Annotated in this window: 17 protein-coding genes; 8 read left to right on the forward strand and 9 right to left on the reverse strand. The window is 56.4% G+C overall.

Annotated features, from left to right (window positions below; translation table 11 throughout):
* Positions 1-97 precede the first annotated feature (97 nt).
* From C5Y44_RS01585 to C5Y44_RS01595, 3 genes are all read left to right on the forward strand, one after another.
* Positions 98-1000 (forward strand): MetQ/NlpA family ABC transporter substrate-binding protein, encoded by a 903-nt coding sequence (locus C5Y44_RS01585; protein ID WP_105323370.1) that lies wholly within the window; start codon positions 98-100, stop codon positions 998-1000.
* 76 nt (positions 1001-1076) lie between these two features.
* Positions 1077-2105, forward strand: a complete 1029-nt coding sequence (locus C5Y44_RS01590) for a methionine ABC transporter ATP-binding protein (protein WP_105323371.1) — start codon at positions 1077-1079, stop codon at positions 2103-2105.
* The gene (locus tag C5Y44_RS01595) at positions 2102-2782 is read left to right on the forward strand and encodes a methionine ABC transporter permease (RefSeq protein ID WP_066792498.1); all 681 of its coding nucleotides are present in this window, start codon (positions 2102-2104) and stop codon (positions 2780-2782) included. The genes C5Y44_RS01590 and C5Y44_RS01595 overlap by 4 nt, the downstream gene beginning before the upstream one ends.
* Positions 2783-2859: 77 nt before the next feature.
* On the opposite strand, the gene C5Y44_RS01600 is transcribed toward C5Y44_RS01595, so the two are convergent.
* Positions 2860-3759, reverse strand: coding sequence for a sucrase ferredoxin (locus tag C5Y44_RS01600; RefSeq protein WP_105323372.1), 900 nt, complete (start codon positions 3757-3759; stop codon positions 2860-2862).
* A gap of 91 nt (positions 3760-3850) precedes the next feature.
* On the opposite strand from C5Y44_RS01600, the gene C5Y44_RS01605 reads away from it, so the two are divergent.
* Entirely contained in the window at positions 3851-4411 is a 561-nt protein-coding gene (locus C5Y44_RS01605) for a hypothetical protein (RefSeq protein ID WP_105323660.1), read from the forward strand.
* Between the two features lie 8 nt (positions 4412-4419).
* On the opposite strand, the gene C5Y44_RS01610 is transcribed toward C5Y44_RS01605, so the two are convergent.
* The 4 genes from C5Y44_RS01610 to C5Y44_RS01625 all read right to left on the reverse strand — a co-directional run bounded on the left by C5Y44_RS01610 (position 4420) and on the right by C5Y44_RS01625 (position 8924).
* On the reverse strand, positions 4420-6054 hold the full coding sequence (locus tag C5Y44_RS01610; RefSeq protein ID WP_105323373.1) for a DNA polymerase Y family protein: 1635 nt from the start codon (positions 6052-6054) through the stop codon (positions 4420-4422).
* Complete coding sequence (locus C5Y44_RS01615) at positions 6051-6791, reverse strand: hypothetical protein (protein WP_105323374.1); 741 nt, start codon at positions 6789-6791, stop codon at positions 6051-6053. The genes C5Y44_RS01610 and C5Y44_RS01615 overlap by 4 nt, the downstream gene beginning before the upstream one ends.
* 196 nt (positions 6792-6987) lie before the next feature.
* Positions 6988-7674: a response regulator transcription factor gene (locus C5Y44_RS01620; RefSeq protein WP_105323375.1), complete on the reverse strand. Its 687-nt coding sequence runs from the start codon at positions 7672-7674 to the stop codon at positions 6988-6990.
* Between the two features lie 59 nt (positions 7675-7733).
* Positions 7734-8924 (reverse strand): ATP-binding protein, encoded by a 1191-nt coding sequence (locus tag C5Y44_RS01625; RefSeq protein ID WP_105323376.1) that lies wholly within the window; start codon positions 8922-8924, stop codon positions 7734-7736.
* A gap of 113 nt (positions 8925-9037) precedes the next feature.
* On the opposite strand from C5Y44_RS01625, the gene C5Y44_RS01630 reads away from it, so the two are divergent.
* From C5Y44_RS01630 to C5Y44_RS01635, 3 genes are all read left to right on the forward strand, one after another.
* Entirely contained in the window at positions 9038-10468 is a 1431-nt protein-coding gene (locus tag C5Y44_RS01630) for a PspC domain-containing protein (protein ID WP_105323377.1), read from the forward strand.
* A 174-nt stretch (positions 10469-10642) separates the two neighbouring features.
* Positions 10643-10777, forward strand: coding sequence for a hypothetical protein (locus tag C5Y44_RS13550; RefSeq protein ID WP_255411973.1), 135 nt, complete (start codon positions 10643-10645; stop codon positions 10775-10777).
* A 31-nt stretch (positions 10778-10808) separates the two neighbouring features.
* Positions 10809-11432, forward strand: a complete 624-nt coding sequence (locus C5Y44_RS01635) for a hypothetical protein (protein ID WP_105323378.1) — start codon at positions 10809-10811, stop codon at positions 11430-11432.
* 116 nt (positions 11433-11548) lie between these two features.
* Here C5Y44_RS01635 and guaA read toward each other — a convergent pair whose 3' ends face one another.
* Genes guaA through C5Y44_RS01650 form a run of 3 tightly spaced genes read right to left on the reverse strand, consistent with a single transcriptional unit; the run spans position 11549 to position 14573 of the window.
* Positions 11549-13123, reverse strand: a complete 1575-nt coding sequence (guaA, locus tag C5Y44_RS01640; protein ID WP_191374215.1) for a glutamine-hydrolyzing GMP synthase — start codon at positions 13121-13123, stop codon at positions 11549-11551.
* 9 nt (positions 13124-13132) lie between these two features.
* The gene (locus tag C5Y44_RS01645) at positions 13133-13624 is read right to left on the reverse strand and encodes a phosphatase PAP2 family protein (protein WP_105323379.1); all 492 of its coding nucleotides are present in this window, start codon (positions 13622-13624) and stop codon (positions 13133-13135) included.
* The gene (locus C5Y44_RS01650) at positions 13611-14573 is read right to left on the reverse strand and encodes a LysR family transcriptional regulator (RefSeq protein WP_105323380.1); all 963 of its coding nucleotides are present in this window, start codon (positions 14571-14573) and stop codon (positions 13611-13613) included. Before C5Y44_RS01650 ends, C5Y44_RS01645 begins: the two co-directional genes overlap by 14 nt.
* A 105-nt stretch (positions 14574-14678) precedes the next feature.
* Here C5Y44_RS01650 and C5Y44_RS01655 point away from each other — a divergent pair, with 105 nt between their 5' ends.
* Positions 14679-15623, forward strand: coding sequence for a DMT family transporter (locus C5Y44_RS01655; RefSeq protein WP_105323381.1), 945 nt, complete (start codon positions 14679-14681; stop codon positions 15621-15623).
* Between the two features lie 83 nt (positions 15624-15706).
* On the opposite strand, the gene C5Y44_RS01660 is transcribed toward C5Y44_RS01655, so the two are convergent.
* Complete coding sequence (locus C5Y44_RS01660) at positions 15707-16837, reverse strand: GuaB3 family IMP dehydrogenase-related protein (protein WP_105323382.1); 1131 nt, start codon at positions 16835-16837, stop codon at positions 15707-15709.
* Positions 16838-16842 lie beyond the last annotated feature (5 nt).

Raw genomic sequence — 16842 nt, forward strand, 5'->3', positions numbered from 1 at the left:
AGACAAAGCGGTTCGCTAGTTGTTAATTTCAATCCAGCAATAAACCACTAATCCCTGTTTCCACAACCTCCGTTTTGAAAAGAAAGACGTAATAGACATGCAGATTCGTCGCGTACTAGCCGCTACCTCGGCAGCAGTTATCGCTGCAACTGGCCTGGTTGCCTGCTCCTCTGATTCCTCCGACTCCGCTTCCGGCGATTCCGAGTCCGCAGAGCAAGACGGCCCAATCCGCGTCGGCACCACCGATGCCGCCAAGAAGGCATGGGCTGCGCTGGAAGAGGCAGCTGAGGCTGAAGGCATCGATATCGAAATCGAGAACTTCGCTGACTACTCCACCCCTAACCAGGCTTTGGAGCAGGGCCAGCTGGACACCAACAACTTCCAGCACCTGAAGTTCCTGGCAGAGTACAACGTCGGCAACGACTCGGATCTGACCCCAATCGTGGCCACCGAAATCATTCCTTTGGCACTGTTTTGGAAGGACCACGACTCCCTCGACGGCATTGAGGGCGAATCCATCGCTATCCCGAATGACCCATCCAACCAGGGTCGCGCCATCAACGTTCTGGTTCAGGCTGACCTGATCACCTTGAAGGAAGAGGGTCTGGTTACCCCAACCCCAGCTGACATCGACACCGAGGCTTCCAAGGTTCAGATCACCCCAGTTGACGCTGCACAGACCCCTTCTGCTTACGGCGAGGGCACCCCAGCAATCATCAACAACTCCTTCCTGGACCGCGCAGGCATTGACCCTAACTTGGCTGTCTTCCAGGATGACCCTTCCTCTCCTGAGGCTGAGCCTTACATCAACGCTTTCGTAGTCCGCGCAGAAGACGCAGACAACGAGACCATCAAGAAGTTGGCTGAACTCTGGCACTCCCCAGAAGTCCAGGCTGCTGTCGATGAAGATGCCAAGGGCACTTCCGTTCAGGTAGAGCGCACTCAGGAAGAGCTGCAGGAAATCTTGGACCGCCTCGAAGAAGCAGAGCGCAACAGCTAAGATTTCTTAAGTACACATCGAATACCCCGTCGGCGAATCGCGCTTGGCGGGGTTTCCAACTGAAATGAGTAAAGCCATGAGCACTGTTGGAACGCGGGTAGAATTCCGCAATCTCACCAAGGTTTTCAAACAGAAAAAAGCTGAGATTAAAGCACTAGACAATGTTTCGCTGACTGTGGAAGCAGGCGAAATCATGGGCATTATCGGCTATTCCGGTGCCGGTAAGTCCACGCTGGTGCGCATGATTAATGGACTGGATCAGCCGTCTTCGGGCAGCGTGTTACTGGACGGCACCGACATCGCGAAGATGCCGGAGTCTAAATTACGCGGAATTCGTAAGAATATCGGCATGATTTTCCAACAGTTCAACCTGTTTACCTCACGCACCGCAGCGGGCAATATTGAGTATCCGCTCAAGCTGCAGGGCATGGGGAAAGCTGAGCGTAAAAAGCGCGTGGCTGAACTCTTGGACTTCGTTGGTTTGGCTGACCGGGGCGGCAACTACCCGGAGCAGCTTTCAGGTGGTCAGAAGCAGCGCGTGGGTATCGCGCGTGCGTTGGCTACCAACCCGACGCTATTGCTTGCCGATGAAGCCACCTCCGCCCTTGACCCCTCCACCACCAAGGAAGTGCTCGAGCTTCTGCGTGAGGTCAATAAGGAATTCGGCATCACCATCGTAGTGATTACTCACGAGATGGAAGTTGTTCGTTCTATCGCTGACAAGGTTGCGGTGATGGAAAACGGTGTCGTCGTGGAACAGGGCTCTATCTACGAGGTCTTCTCCAACCCGCAGACTTCCGTGGCGCAAAGCTTCGTGGCTACCTCGCTGCGTAACACTCCTGACCAGGTCGAAGCCGATGACTTGCTGGCTTATGATGGCCGCCTGTTCACCATCGAGCTGGCTGAGGACTCCGGCTTCTTTGGCGCGGCTGCCGATGCCCGCAACGCCGGCGTTAATATCTCCATCGTCCACGGTGGTGTGACCACGCTGCAAAAGCATTCCTTTGGCAAGATGACCGTTCGTCTTAACGGTCCACAGGCTGCAATCCAGAACTTCTACAACACCTTGAACGCCACGACCGATATTCAGGAGATCACCCGATGAACATCAACTATCTGGCAGAAGCCGACTGGGATCGCCTGGGCAGCACGCTAACCACCGCTATCCAAGACACCCTTATCATGGTCATTGTCACCATGCTGGTGGCGGGCATTTTGGGGTTGTTCATTGGTATCTTGCTCTACACCACGCGCCCATCGGGCATCTTGAAAAACCGCGTGGTTTACACCGTGTTGAACGTACTGGTGAACTTTGTTCGCCCGATTCCGTTCATTATCTTGCTGGCCTTTGTCCAGCCCGTCACCTTGGCTGTGATGGGCACGTCGATTGGCCGTAACCCCGCAACATTCGTCATGGCTATCGCCGCGACCTTTGCGGTTGCTCGTATCGTCGAGCAAAACCTAGTTGCCATCGACCCTGGCGTGATTGAAGCTGCCCGCGCCATGGGCGCAGGTCCGTGGCGCATCATCACCACCGTCATCATCCCCGAAGCACTTGGCCCACTGGTTTTGGGCTACACCTTCCTGTTCATCGGTGTGGTCGATATGTCCGCGATGGCCGGCTACGTCGGCGGCGGCGGCCTGGGTGACTTCGCAATTGTCTACGGCTACCGTGCCTTCGAGTGGGAAGTCACCCTGGTGGCAACCCTTATCATCATCGTCCTGGTTCAGGCAGCGCAGTTCTTCGGCAACTGGCTGTCCGCCAAGATCATGCGTCGTTAAAACGCTAACGCGTTTAACGACGGAAAAGACGAGAAACGCTTTAACGTGGCTGCGCGGCTTAACGTAGCTGAGCCGCTTTAACGTGGCTGCGCGGCTTTTAAAAGCGCAGCTACCCAGGCTGAGGAAGTCTTTGGTTTGTCTCCACAGGAGGAGATAACACCGGAGACTTCCTTTTTCTTTAGCTCCACGCGCCAGCTGCGACCATCTACGTGGGTTACTTCCACGGGCTGGTGGTATTTGCCTTTCGGGTCCTCGTCGATCACGCTGAGGTCGCCGTAGTGGAGGGGCTCGGAGGCATCGATAAGCTGCTGCGCCACCGCTAGCTCTGCGACCTGTCCCCTGCCAGACAACAAGCCATTGCCGCGGTTGCCGGGGAAGAAATACTCTTTGTTGAGCGCAGCATTCACTAGCTGCTTGCCGGCCTCGGCGTTCAAGCGGCCGAAAGAATAGGCCCAGGGCATCAGCAAACTTACGGCCGCAAAGCGATGGCCTTTCATGTGCGAAGCTTCCCACACGAGGTCTTCACCAAAATGCTCACTGAGCTCGGCGGCCAGCGGGCGACCTTTGACCGCACAGCAGACATCGCGCTTGCCGTGGGTACAGACTAAAAGCACAGGCTTATCGATGACCTCGGCGCCATTTTTACCCGGCCCCGACAAATCCAGAGTAAGGATTTCTTCTGGGCCTTCCAGCAGTACTAATTCCATGATTTCTTGCTCAGCCCAAACTAAATAGCAGCGGTGCAGCTGGCCGACATCGCGACCGGCGCGGCCAGGACGGCGAATAAGCTGCAGGCCAGCACCCTTTCCGGCTTCCTTAAGCTTTCTTTTCAGCTGCGATGTGAGCTCTTTAGAAAAGGTCTTGCCGTCTAGCACGTCACGGGACCACCCACCAGGCCACTCAAATAGCACATAGGCGCGGCCTTGCTTCGCGCTTCCTGCAAGCGGCTCGCCTTGAACATCAGAACAGACAGTCATATTTTCACTCTACCTAGGTGGTCAAAAGCATTAAGAAAATTTGGTACTAGAAAGTTCGCAATCCTTTGCATTTCCGATTATTGTATTTCACATGAATAAATCCCTCCGCGCGGTGCCAGCGTTGCTGCTTACAACATCACTGACGCTTTGTGCATGCAGCGTGGAGGGCAAAGACCAAGTCACCATGGCGGCGTCTACCAAATCGGGAATCTCTCCGCTGGGCGATACTAATGTCGCGATGAAAACCTCGCGTCCCAATAAACCTGCCCAGCTGCTAGTTACTGATGTCCGCCTTGGAATTCACGACAGCTTTGAGCGCGTGGTCTTGGACCTAGACGGCAATGGCGATCCGGGCTGGTTTATTGATTACACGGATAAGCCCATGCAGCAAGGCTCTGGCGCACTCGTGCAACACGATGGGCGTATCACGCTTAACGTCAATATCGATGGCACCGTCTACCCGCATGAACTCAACATGGAAGACCCTGAGCTTCATACCGTTTCTAGCCAGGGCGGTTTCATCTCCCAGGTCATCAGCACCGGCACCTATGAGGGGCGCTCGCAGTTTTTCATCTGCCTGGATGAAGCCCGCCCCTATTCAGTACAGGTTTTAGAAGACCCCAAGCGCATCGTCATCGATATCCTGCGTTAGCTATAGGTTTAGCTGTAGGTAGCTTCCACTCGCCACTGCCCCGCGACCCACTGCAATAACCACGCCCTTTCATAGGGCTCATTTTCGGCCTTGCCCACCAGTTGCAACCGCGCCACCCGCCGTGGGTTTTCTGGATCCTCTGCGTTTTGCGGCTGCCACCAGAAGGTATCGACAGGCCACGGACCTGCCCAGCCCACCACCTTGTAGCGATGCTTGCCCCAGCCGATGGCATAAGGCACCGAGGACAGCACCGCTTCGGCGGTGACGACGACGTCTTTCGCGGTGGCATCGATAAGCCGAATGCGTGACGCAGGGTGCTGGGGCCCTCCGCCACGACGCGCGGGCAAGGGCCCCGGAATCTGCCCGGGCCACAGTTTGTCGCTCTTCTGTGGGGTTTCATCGCCATAGGGCACAAAATCCACCCGCTCTGCCACTCCCCGGCCACCGGCTGCCCAGGGCTGCAAGACTTTATCCGTGCCCAGCGTCGACTGCACGCGAGAGATAGCCCTTTTAACATGCTCATCGGAGCTACCGCTGCCCCACAGCTGGCCGATGAAATCCGGCGCGCTGGTTTCCAGCGGTTCCAGCGACAGCTCGATAATGCCCGCGCCCTCTGACTCGGCATCGTCTGCGGGATGTCCGTCTGCCGCTCGCGTGGCGGTGAGCCAACCGTCGAGCTGCCAGCGCACGCGGTCTGCCGTGGCGTCCTCGCTTAATGCTTCGCGCGTGCGCCAAATACGCTCGAGCGCCTGCCCACGATTAAACTCCGCACGGATTTTCAGCCGTAGGCACACCACGCCTGCAGCAGCTAGCTTTTCATGTAATTTCGCCGCCAACTGGCGCGCTGCAAAGGCCGCCGAGTCCACGCGCGCAATCGGATCCGCAGGAATCACCGCGACCGACAAGTCACTGCGCGCTTCTTCCGGCGCAACTTTCCGATCCGCCCGCGCCGTCACAATGTCATGCACCCGCGCACCCGGTGGCCCGAAACGGTTGACCATCTGACGCAAAGGCAGGCTTGCCACATCGCCTAATCGCCGCAGGCCCAGCTGCTGAAATTGCTGTACTAACTCATGCGGAATCCCCAAGGCGGTTTCGGCGGAGAGGACGGAGACGGGTTGCATCGATAAGTAATCTTTAGACGCCCCACGAGCTACCACCTGTCCTGTCTCCTGATCGCGCGCGGCAATGATCGCCGTAGCAATCTCGTCAGCGACACCCACCGTGGTGTCCACGCCCTGGCGCGCGACGGAGTCAATGAGCATCTCCATGGCCTTTTCACCGTGGAACCGCTCTGCCGCGCCGGCATCGACGATAACCAGCCCCGGGCGCAGCACCTCCACCGACGAAGCCACATCGTCCAAAGAGCTCGCGATGACCGCAAAGAGCGCGCCATCACGATCCTCATTGGATTCCACCACCGTGGCCTCACTGCAAATGGCTTGCGCCTGCCGCAACCGCATCCCGCGCTTGACCCCGGCCGCCCGCGCCGCGCGGTTGCACACCTCCACGTGGTGATGCCGCACCACGATAATGGGACCGGTCAGCGAGGAATATTCAATCTGCGCTGCCTGAATGGGCCAGTCTGGAAACCACAGCGCCGCTATCCGTGATGCTGCAATACGAGGCTGTCCATCACTCATACTGCCCTCAGCTTCGGCCGTGGCCCATGTGGCTGGGGCTTATTTGCCCGCTGTCCGCAGAAAATTGTGGTGGACTTCGGGCGCATGCCTTTGGCTTCTGTCCGCACCGCAATATCGACGCCCCGGATTCTGCCCGTGCCGCGGCCAATCCCGTGATAGCCCACCACACTCGCGTCCATGTGCAACGCGGTGCCCGGCAACCGTGCGTCGATAGTGACCAAAGCTGCTTGCCCGGCGCGCACCCTGGCCAAAATTGGCCGTGCCCGCGCAGGACTTAGTTCCACCGGCGCGCCGTGGTGAAAGACCACGTCCATGCCTTCGACCAAGACTCCGGTAATGCTCCACGGATCAGCGCCGGGGTCCGGGATAGCTACCACCCGTGACAAATCCCCCTGTTCGACGACCTGTGCGAGCAATAACTCCGGCCACCCGACCACCGCAACATGCCCACCAGCGGCGGTAACATGCGAAATAATCTCGACCGCCAACGCCGGCGAATTAGACAAAGACATCACTTGCCGCCGCGGAATGCCGCCTCCCGGCAGCACGGAAGAAAGCTCCGAAGGCACGCCAATAACGTCTTCATCTGCGACTTCTTCAACTTCCGGAGCCTGCTCAGATCCAAGTGCTGCCATACGCGAGCGCAGCGCAGCAACACGCTCACTGCGACTAAGGCCTTCCAGGTCAACGGCAGCAGATCCTTCAACACTACCGTGACGAACACTTGTTTGATTCACGGTATTAGTATGCAACCCGCAATGGACACATTGCAACTATATGTTCGAAAGCGCTGGTAGTTTTATCGAACACTTTTTGCGGCATCGAAAAGTAGCCTAAAACTACACAAAACTAGCCTATAGCCAGCTGGGCTTTGCACAATAAGTGCAGATCAAGGGGCTTTTTATGGATAAAAAGCCCCCTTCAAGCTTAGGGTTAATCCAAATCCCTATCCGCTGCCCAGCGCGTGAGCTGATAGCGATTCGACTGTTGTGTTTTGCGCAAGATGTTCGAGGCGTGCGTTTCCACCGTCTTAATGGAAATAAACAGCTCTTGACCAATTTCACGGTAGGTATAGCCGCGCGCCAAAAGCCGCAGCACTTCTAGCTCGCGGCGCGTGAGCGCATCGACGACCGGGTCGGAAATTGGCTCCGGTTCAGAGTCCGGGCCACCCGCCGGGTCGGGTGCCGGCTCACCGGAGGCAAAAGCATCGAGGACAAAACCTGCCAGCCGTGGAGAGAAATACGCATCGCCGCTATGGACACGTTCAATGGCCTCAGCAAGTTCTGCACCACCAATATTCTTGGTGACATATCCACGCGCTCCAGCCCGGATCAACGCAATCACGTCTTCTGCCGCATCAGAGACTGATAGCGCAAGAAACTTCGGACCATCCTCGCCTGGCTGCGCTTTGGTGATATTGCTCAGCACCGCCAGTCCCCCACCATCTGGCATGTGAACGTCCAAAAGCACAACATCTGGGTTAGTTTCTGTAATTCCACTGGTTGCTTCAGCGACCGTCCCGGCATCTCCAACGATGGAAATACCCTCAGCATTTCCTAGTTCAGCACGCACCCCAGCACGGAATACGGAATGGTCATCAACCAGAAAGACATTCACCATGTTCACAAGGTTACACGGCAGCTAAACGACGCTCCCTCGAAGCATAAAAATAAAAACCTTTAACTCGCGATGGTGAGCGTAACCTCGGTGCCCTCACCGGGTGTGGACTTAATCTTCGCCGTGCCGCCGATGCGGTTCATGCGTTCGACGATGGAATCGCGGATACCGTGGCGGTCTTCGGGGACAGACTCCGAATCAAAGCCTGCACCGCGGTCGCGAACGAAAATAGACAGCTCGCCGGCGAGGTGCTCGGCGTAGACATCAACCGAGTCAACACCGGCATGCTTTCCAGCGTTGACCATGGCTTCGCGCGCGGCCATCACCGTAAGCTTGGTGTCTTCCGCCAGCGGGATGTCTTCGCCGACGGTCACCGGACGAATTGCAATACCAAAGAGGTCCTCAACCTCACCGCAGGCAGTATCTAATGCCGCAAAGACAGATTGCGAGGTCTTTTCTTCCGAATCGAAAAGCCAGCCGCGCAGCTCACGCTCTTGTCCGCGGGCGAGGCGTGCGACTTCCTGGGGGTCATCGGCACGCTTTTGTATCAAGGCAAGGGTCTGCAGCACCGAGTCATGTAAACGCGAGGCAATCTCCGCGCGCTCATCGGATGCAGCTTTTGCTGCTTGCTGTTCACTGAGCTGATTCCACATGCGAATCCCCAGTGGCACCACCAGCGCACCGATACCACCCAAGGTCAGCACAACAGCCAGCACGGCAGAGCCGAAAGAGTCATTTCCCTGCCAGCTTAAGACCATAAATAGTACGCCGGAAAAGACCAGCACCGCGCCAGAGACCACGCTAATAATGCCAGTGGTACCGCTGAGCCCACGGTCATAGGCGCGCCAGGCTAAGAAAGCACCAACGGCCACGATAATCAGCGGCAGTAGAGCAGCCAGGGATAATCCCGCGCCCAGGGTGGCAAAGAGAATTGGCCCCACAATGGCAAAGGCAATAATCAAACCGTTGACACCGCGCGGCAACTTCCCCGCGAAACGCTCGCTGAAGGCACCAGTAACAGGGTGAACATCGCCGGCTTTCACCAGCATCCACAACCCGGCGTAGACGAATAAGCCCACGCCAGAAGCCAAAGCCGCAACCGCGAAAACGACACGGACAAGAAGTACATCCACGTTCAGGTGTGCGGACACACCAGAAGCGACGCCCGCCACCACGCTGCCATCAGAGGCACGTTTTAAGCGTGGATATGGTTCAGGGCGCTCAGCAGTTGCATAAGGCGCAGGAGTGGTCATGGCTTTATTGTGGCACGGCCGATGCCCCCGAGGGTATCGGGGAGAACCCTGAATCAAAAAGATCAGGGCAGTCCCCGATAGTAATTTTTTGCTGTGGATTTGATAATTAACTCATGACTTCCTACGAGCCTTCCCCATACGGCCCAGATGCCCACGGAGCATCATCCCAATCCAATCCGTACAAGAAACCATCGAATCTTTCGGACAACGCGCAAGCGGACAGCACCCAAACAAGCGCGAACGGTAAAAAGCCACAGCCTGATTTCATGGAAGAAATCACCAATGCTTTTACTGAAGCCAAAGAAAGCATCTCTTCTGCTTTCACTGAGATGCGTTCCGAGAGCCCCAAGTCAGATAAGCAGGGCGATGATAACGCATCGCTTAGCGATGCCCCCACGACCACCTTCGATGACGTAAAGAAGCAGTTCAATGAAATGTGGGCATCACGCCCAGTACGCCTGCCATCCGATCAAGGTGGCGGCGGCAAGATTGCCGGCGTGGCCGAGGGCATCGCGGTTCGCTATCAGATAGACCCCACCCTGGTTCGCGTTATATTCGTCGTCACGGCCTTTTGCTGGGGCGGTTCGATTGCGCTGTACTTGCTGGCGTGGATGTTCATGCCGCGCTACTCCAAGACCACCTCGCCTTTTGAAGATGCCTTTGGAGAGAAGAAGGACCTTCCAAAAAATTCTGATGGTAAATCCACTTCGGAGAAGTCCTTGGGCATGACCCTGGCGATTATCTTCGCTGTAGGCTTTATCCTTCCGCTGATTTTCTCCTCGAGTTCTTTGACCATGCTGCTGCCTATCGCGGCCGGTGTCGGTGGCTGGTACTTGCTGCACAAGCGTCGCCCGGACGCGCCGGCCGGCTTGCTGGCTACCCCGCAACAGCACACTGAGCCACCACGTGATGAGCATATTGACTTGTCGATGTTCGAGCCTGTCGATGGCTACCCCTTCCCCGACGGCCGCACCACCCCACCGGCCTGGGACCCGCTTGGTGCCGCACCTGATACCTGGCACCTGCCCGACCCGGAACCAGTCCAGGAACCACAACCGAAGAAGAAGCGCCGCTGGGGTCGCGTGCTCGGCATTACCGCCGCGGTTATCGCGGTATGGAGTCTGATTATCGGCGGCATCCTCCTCGCCTTCGGCTTTGCAGCTAATAGCCCAAGCTGGACTTCCTCCGATTGGGGCACGAGCTCTTATACTCCCGCAAATGAAGAAGCCGTCACGGATGTTTACGACGTCGGTATCGGTACTTTCTCCCTTGACCTGTCACAAACTGAAGGTCTGGATGACATGACGCAAGACCGCACCATCACCATCGATGGCGGTATCGGTGCAATCAACCTGGACCTGCCAGAAGATACCCCGGTTAATATCACGTGTGATTCCGGAATTGGTCAAAGCAACTGTGTTGACTTGCACCACGATGATGCGAAGCTCACCATCGATATCGATGCCGGTATCGGCACCACCACCATCGATTACGGCTACATGGCAGAAGAGGCTGACAAGGCTCTCGCCACCACCGGCAGGTAACCGCTCGCAGGAAGTCACTAGTTAGCCCCTAATAAATCGAGTTGCGTCTCAACACGCAACTCGATTTCGTGATTTCGGGGCCTTCCGAGGCCCTTTACGGTCAGCTCCTCACGCTTCCAAGGCGAATCCATAGCCCTCGCTGAAGAACGCGAGTTAAGCATCAACCACCTGTTGATGATTGACGAGCTCGCCAGAAAATTAGACGCCCGCGGGACCGCCTGGCAATTCCGCGCCGAACTCATCGCCTTTGATGGCACCTTAAAAGAATTCTGTGATGTCTCTGATAAGATTGCGCCGCGCATGCGGTGATGGCGAATGAAGCCTTTTCGGAGGGGACTAGATGATAGATTTCAGTGTTTCTCTCCTGGGATTGGCTGATTCCTTTAATCTCCTGCTGTGGATCATTATTTTCCTCGGCAGGTTTCAGGGCGTGAGAAACCGCGAACTAACGCTTAGCGTCGTGGGTGATTGGTTAGGCATCTGCGTCTCGGCCCTCGGGGTGAGTCTTGTCGTTCGGTTTTCGGGTTGGTCTCCGCCGCATCTTGGAGAAAATCCGTTCCTTGGAATTTTGTTGTGCTTGCTTGCTGTGTTCGCATTCTTTACGCGAAATAAGGGCACGTCTCTGTGGGATCTTGCGAACAAACTAACCAAGCGTTGCTATAGCTCCCCCGGCGCAGCTATCTTCCTGGGCATTGTGCTTGGTGTCGTTCAGTCGGTGACTTCTGTGCCTTTTATCGGTGCAGTACTCACCTTGCTGGCGGAAGGCGATGGCGCCATGCTGTTCGTTTCAATGTTGCTGTATTCACTGATAGCTATTTCATCATCGTTAGTCGTCTTGTTGCTTCTGTCTAGTAAGAAGCAAGCACATAGCGTGGGGACGATTTCCATGGAGCGGGTAAATCTCTTACTTGCAGCCGCACTGTTTATCATCGGCGCGCTTCTCATCTACGCTTCCCTAACTTAGAGATAACAAAAAGCGAAGCCCCAGCTCAGATACATATCTGGCTGGGGCTTCGTCGTACGCTTCCAAGTAAAAATCGATAGGAGTCCTACTCTTCTAAGTAAAACTTCCTAGAAGTTTTACTCCCACTCGATGGTTCCTGGTGGCTTGGAGGTGATATCGACGACCACGCGGTTGACGTCGTTGACTTCGTTGGTAATGCGGGTGGAGATTTTCTCTAGGACGTCGTAAGGAACGCGGGTCCAGTCGGCGGTCATGGCATCCTCGGAGGACACTGGACGCAGCACGATTGGGTGGCCGTAGGTGCGGCCGTCGCCTTGGACTCCGACGGAGCGGACATCGGCAAGCAGTACGACTGGGCACTGCCAGATATCACCGTCGAGGCCAGCGTTGGTCAGCTCGGTGCGCGCAATCAGGTCTGCTTGACGCAGGATTTCCAGACGCTCCTCGGTGACTTCACCGATGATGCGGATGCCTAGGCCAGGGCCTGGGAATGGCTGGCGGGCAACGATTTCCTCAGGCAGGCCGAGCTCGCGGCCGACGGCGCGGACTTCGTCCTTAAACAGCAGGCGTAGTGGCTCGACAAGTTCGAATTCCACGTCATCAGGCAGGCCGCCAACATTGTGGTGGGACTTAATGTTTGCGGTGCCGTCACCGCCGCCGGATTCAACCACATCCGGGTACAAGGTGCCCTGGACAAGGAAGTCCACGGTGGAGTCTTCAGGAGATTCTTCCAAAGCCTGTGCCACGGCACGCTCAAAGGAACGGATGAATTCCGCGCCGATAGCCTTGCGCTTAGCCTCAGGATCGGTAACGCCAGCAAGCTTGGACAAGAAAGCATCAGCTTCGTGCGCGGTAATCAACTTCGCACCAGTAGAAGCCACGAAGTCCTTTTCTACCTGCTCACGCTCACCGGCGCGCAGCAGACCGTGGTCCACGAATACACAGGTCAAACGATCGCCAATGGCGCGCTGCACGAGCGCTGCGGCAACTGCAGAGTCCACGCCGCCCGACAGGCCACAAATAGCGCGGCCTTCAGGGCCGATTTGCGCGCGGACATCATCGATAAGCTGCTGCGCAATATTTGCCGAGGTCCAGGTCTGCTCCAGCCCGGCTACCTCGGTGAGGAAGCGAACGAGCACTTCCTGGCCGTGCGGGGAGTGCATAACCTCGGGGTGGTACTGCACACCAGCCATTTGCTTGGCCACGCATTCCATCGCCGCAACCGGCGCACCAGCCGACGATGCGGTCACGGTAAAGCCCTCAGGTGCCTTATCCACGGCGTCACCGTGAGACATCCAGACCTTGTGGTTTTCTTCTAAGCCGTCGTGCAGCACGCCACCGGTATGGGTGATTTCGGTGCGGCCATATTCACGGTCACCGGTTTGCGCAACGTTGCCGCCCAAAGCATGGTTCATGGCCTGGAAGCCGTAGCAGATGCCAAAGACTGGCACACCAAGCTCTAATAGTTCAGGCTTTAATTGCGGGGCGCCATCGGCATAAACAGAGGACGGGCCACCGGACAAAATCAAAGCAGCAGGGTTCTTGGCCTTGATCTCTTCAACGGTGGCGGAATGTGGGACTACCTCGGAGTAAATCGATGCCTCACGTACGCGACGAGCAATCAGCTGTGCGTATTGGGCACCGAAATCCACCACGAGGACTGGGCGCGGAGTTGTTGCAGGTTGAGTCACACAGGTAGTTTAACGCACCCGCGGCCTGCGGCGGTAAACCATCCACACGATTATCGCGGCCGCTATCCCAATGCTGGCACCGGCAGTCACATCGCTTAGCCAATGCACCTTTAAGTACAGCCGGGATGCAGCGCTTGCCGATGCCCCCACCACCGCCACGACCACCCACACCCACGGGTATTTCACGCGCCAGGTTTTGCTAAGCCACAAAACGCTTAGTGCTGTGGCAACCGCGAAAGCCGCGGAAGAATGCCCTGAAGGAAAAGATGGATCGTGGGTATAGACCAGCTGATCTTCTATCGGCGGGCGTGGACGTTGGATGGTGTATTTCAACACGGTGGTCACTGCCTGCGCCAGGACGAGGCTTGTGGGCACGTATAAGGCTAGCCGTAGCGAGACCTTGTTGATCATGGCGATACCGGCTGCGATAAACACCACGACAAACAGATAGCGCGGGCTAACTGCGGTGCTTAAAGCCGCAATGATTTCAGCTACTGCCATGTTCTGTTCCCGATTCCGTTCCCGGTTCGACGACGGACTGCGCTGCGATTTGAGCGGCCGACTCAGCCAATGCCTCCCGCAAGGCGCGAAGTGCTGGATGCTGCCCACGTCCAGCACGTACAGCTGTGTATAACGTGCGGTGCGGGCGGCCTGGGAGATGCACGAAGCGCACACCAGGCTGCAGCGGACCAAATAGTGCCGAGGTCACCGAATACGCATGCCCCGTGCGCACCAAGTAGGTCTGGAGGAACGGATCTGGGGTTTCAAAATCCACCCGGGGCTCAAAACCATATTGCAGACAATAGGCTTGGAAGAATCTCCGCAGTGAAAATTCCACCGAGTCCAACGCAAATCTCACTTCCGGCTGGCCTTCATGCCCTGCTAATTCCTTGACATCTTGAAATGTCAACGTGGAATCCTGCGGAGTGATGAGCACTAATTCATCATCAATCAGATGTTCTCGCTCCACGGTGTTATCAGTCAAAGGCATCACGCCCGGGTAATCCTCCCCCAGAATGAGATCCACGGTCCCCTTCGATAAAGCGGGCATCGCACTTTCAATATCGAGTTGGGTAATCTCCACCCGCAGCTCGGGATACTTATGCTTTAGCGAATCCAGAGCATTGGGCAAGATAGATGCGAGCGCTGCCTGAAAACTGGCCACCCGAATCCGCCCGCGGACCTGGGAGGTGGAGTCGATGACGGCGGACTGCGCGGCATCGGCAAGCGCTAAAAGCTCATCAGCATAATTGGCCAAGAGCTCGCCCTGCTCAGTAAGCACAATCCGACGGCCCGAGCGCTCAAAGAGTTTGACCCCGACGTCCTTTTCGCACTGCGCGAGCTGCTGGGAAATCGCCGAGTGCGTATAGCTTAAAAGCTCCGCCACAGCCGTTACTGTGCCGAGCCTGCGCAACTCCCGCAAAATGCGTAAACGGTGTAAATCGAGCATGTTTCGCTCCGAAGAATCTCATAGAATTATGTGGTAGAAAAACTTAACTATTAACGTCAATAATTGTAGATAGACTAACAGAATGATTTATCACAAAATACATGTATGACCAATCCATACGCAGTTTTATGCATCATCGGCTCGTGTATTTCTTTGCAGGTCGGCGCGGCTTTAGCCATCCAGCTCTTCCCGCACGCCGGCGCCTGGGGTACAGCGTCGATTCGCCTTCTCATGGCGGGTGCGATCTTGATGGTGATAACGCGCCCGAAGTTTCATACCTGGACGCGCAAACAATGGGTTGGCGTCGCGCTTTTTGGTGCCTCGTTAGGACTTATGAATGGGTTTTTCTACAACGGTATCGCGTACATCCCCCTCGGTGCCGCGGTGACCATTGAGTTCTTAGGGCCCTTGGCACTAGCTGCCTTCCTCTCACGAAGCTTCCGGGATGCCGCCTGCGTCGCGCTAGCTCTTTTGGGCATGGTCTTCCTCGGCGTGGATTCTTTAACTGGGGAGCCTTTAAGCCTGCTCGGCGTTACCTTCGTGCTCATCGCCGGAGGATTTTGGGTGTGCTACATTCTGGCTTCTAAAAATGTTGGCACCCTGGTCCCGGGTCAAGGTGGGCTCGCCGGCGCGCTGATTATCGGTGGAGCATTAATTTCACCGCTGTCTGGAACCAAAGCTCTAGTGATCTTTACCGACTGGAACCTTCTTCTCATCGCGGTGGGTACAGCAGTACTTGCCTCGCTTATCCCCTACTCTCTGGAACTTGTCGCGCTGCGACGTTTGGCTCCGAATGTATTTTCCGTGCTCATCTCGCTGGAGCCCGTCTTCGCGGGGCTTTTCGGATGGATTTTGCTCTCGCAGAACCTCAGCGCATTGAAAATCTCCGCTATTTTGCTGGTGGTGCTGGCTTCCATCATCCAAACGCTGGCGAAACCGTCGAAGAAAGTCCCCGAACCGGATGCGAATGTCGAGGGAGCGCTGTATCCGCCAGCTGCTAAACGAAGCTTGCGTAAACGTCTTCGTCGCGTCAGTAAGGTGCGCAGCTAGCGCTTTAAGAAACCGCTTTAGGGATCGAAAAAGGCCGTTCGGAAAAATAACTCCGAACGGCCCTTGCGCTTCTTTAGCGATACTTAGCGAACAGCAAGCCCAACTTTTTGGAAAGACTTCAAGTCCGTGTAACCACACTTAGCCATCGCGCGGCGCAATCCGCCGACGAGGTTGAGTTGACCGAAAGGCTCATTGGAAGGACCGTACAAGACGGTTTCGAGGCTCGGCTGGTTGTTTTCTTCGATGCCATCGACATCAAAATCCACTGGGCCGACATATTCCACGACTCCACGTGGGAAACGTGGGTGTCCCGCCGCAGCAGGCCAGTAGAAACCATTCGCGCCGGCTTCTTGAGCTTGTGCCAGAAGTGGACCCAAAATAACAGCGTCCGCGCCACAAGCAATCGCCTTAGCCATGTCTGCCGAAGAGGTCAGGTCATCATCAGCCAGGATGTGCACGTAGCGGCCACCGGTTTCATCCAGGTAATCGCGGCGCGCGGCCGAAACATCGGCGATAGCGGTAGCCAAAGGGACGTCGATGCCGACGGTCTCAGCGTTGGTGTTTACGCCGCCGCCTACAATAACGCCTGCAGCACCGGTGCGCATCAAGTGCAATGCGGTGGTGTAATCCACCACGCCGCCGGCAATTACTGGAACTTCCAGCGTGCCGATGAATTCCTTGAGGTTCAACGGCTCGCCACCGGTAGAAACGTGCTCTGCCGAAATCAAGGTCCCCTGAATGAACAGCAACTCTGCACCAGCAGCGATGGCAATAGGCGCAATCTCACGGGCATTTTGTGGAGAAACACGTACCGCCACGGTCACGCCGGAATCACGCACCTGGGAGATACGCTCAGACAATAGCTCTGGGTTTAGCGGAGCTGCGTGAAGTTCCTGCAGCACCGAAAGGTCACCAGCGTTTTGGCAGACCTTCGCGATAGCGTCGTCGAGGTTTTCGTGGCGTCCCCACAAACCTTCAGCATTGATGACACCTAATCCGCCCTGCTTGCCCATTTCAATGACAAACTCTGGGGAGGCCAAAGCATCCGTTGCGTGAGAAACCACGGGGATGTCGAAGGTGTAGGCATCAATGTGCCACTGCGTGCTCGCATCCGAGGAGGAACGAGTACGGCGGTTCGACACCAAAGAGATATCAGCTAAGTCATAGGTTCGGCGCGCCTCACGGCCAATACCAATTTCAACGTAGTCACGCATGAATT

Origin of the sequence: Corynebacterium sp. J010B-136 (assembly GCF_002967075.1) — a bacterium.
GTDB lineage: Bacteria > Actinomycetota > Actinomycetes > Mycobacteriales > Mycobacteriaceae > Corynebacterium.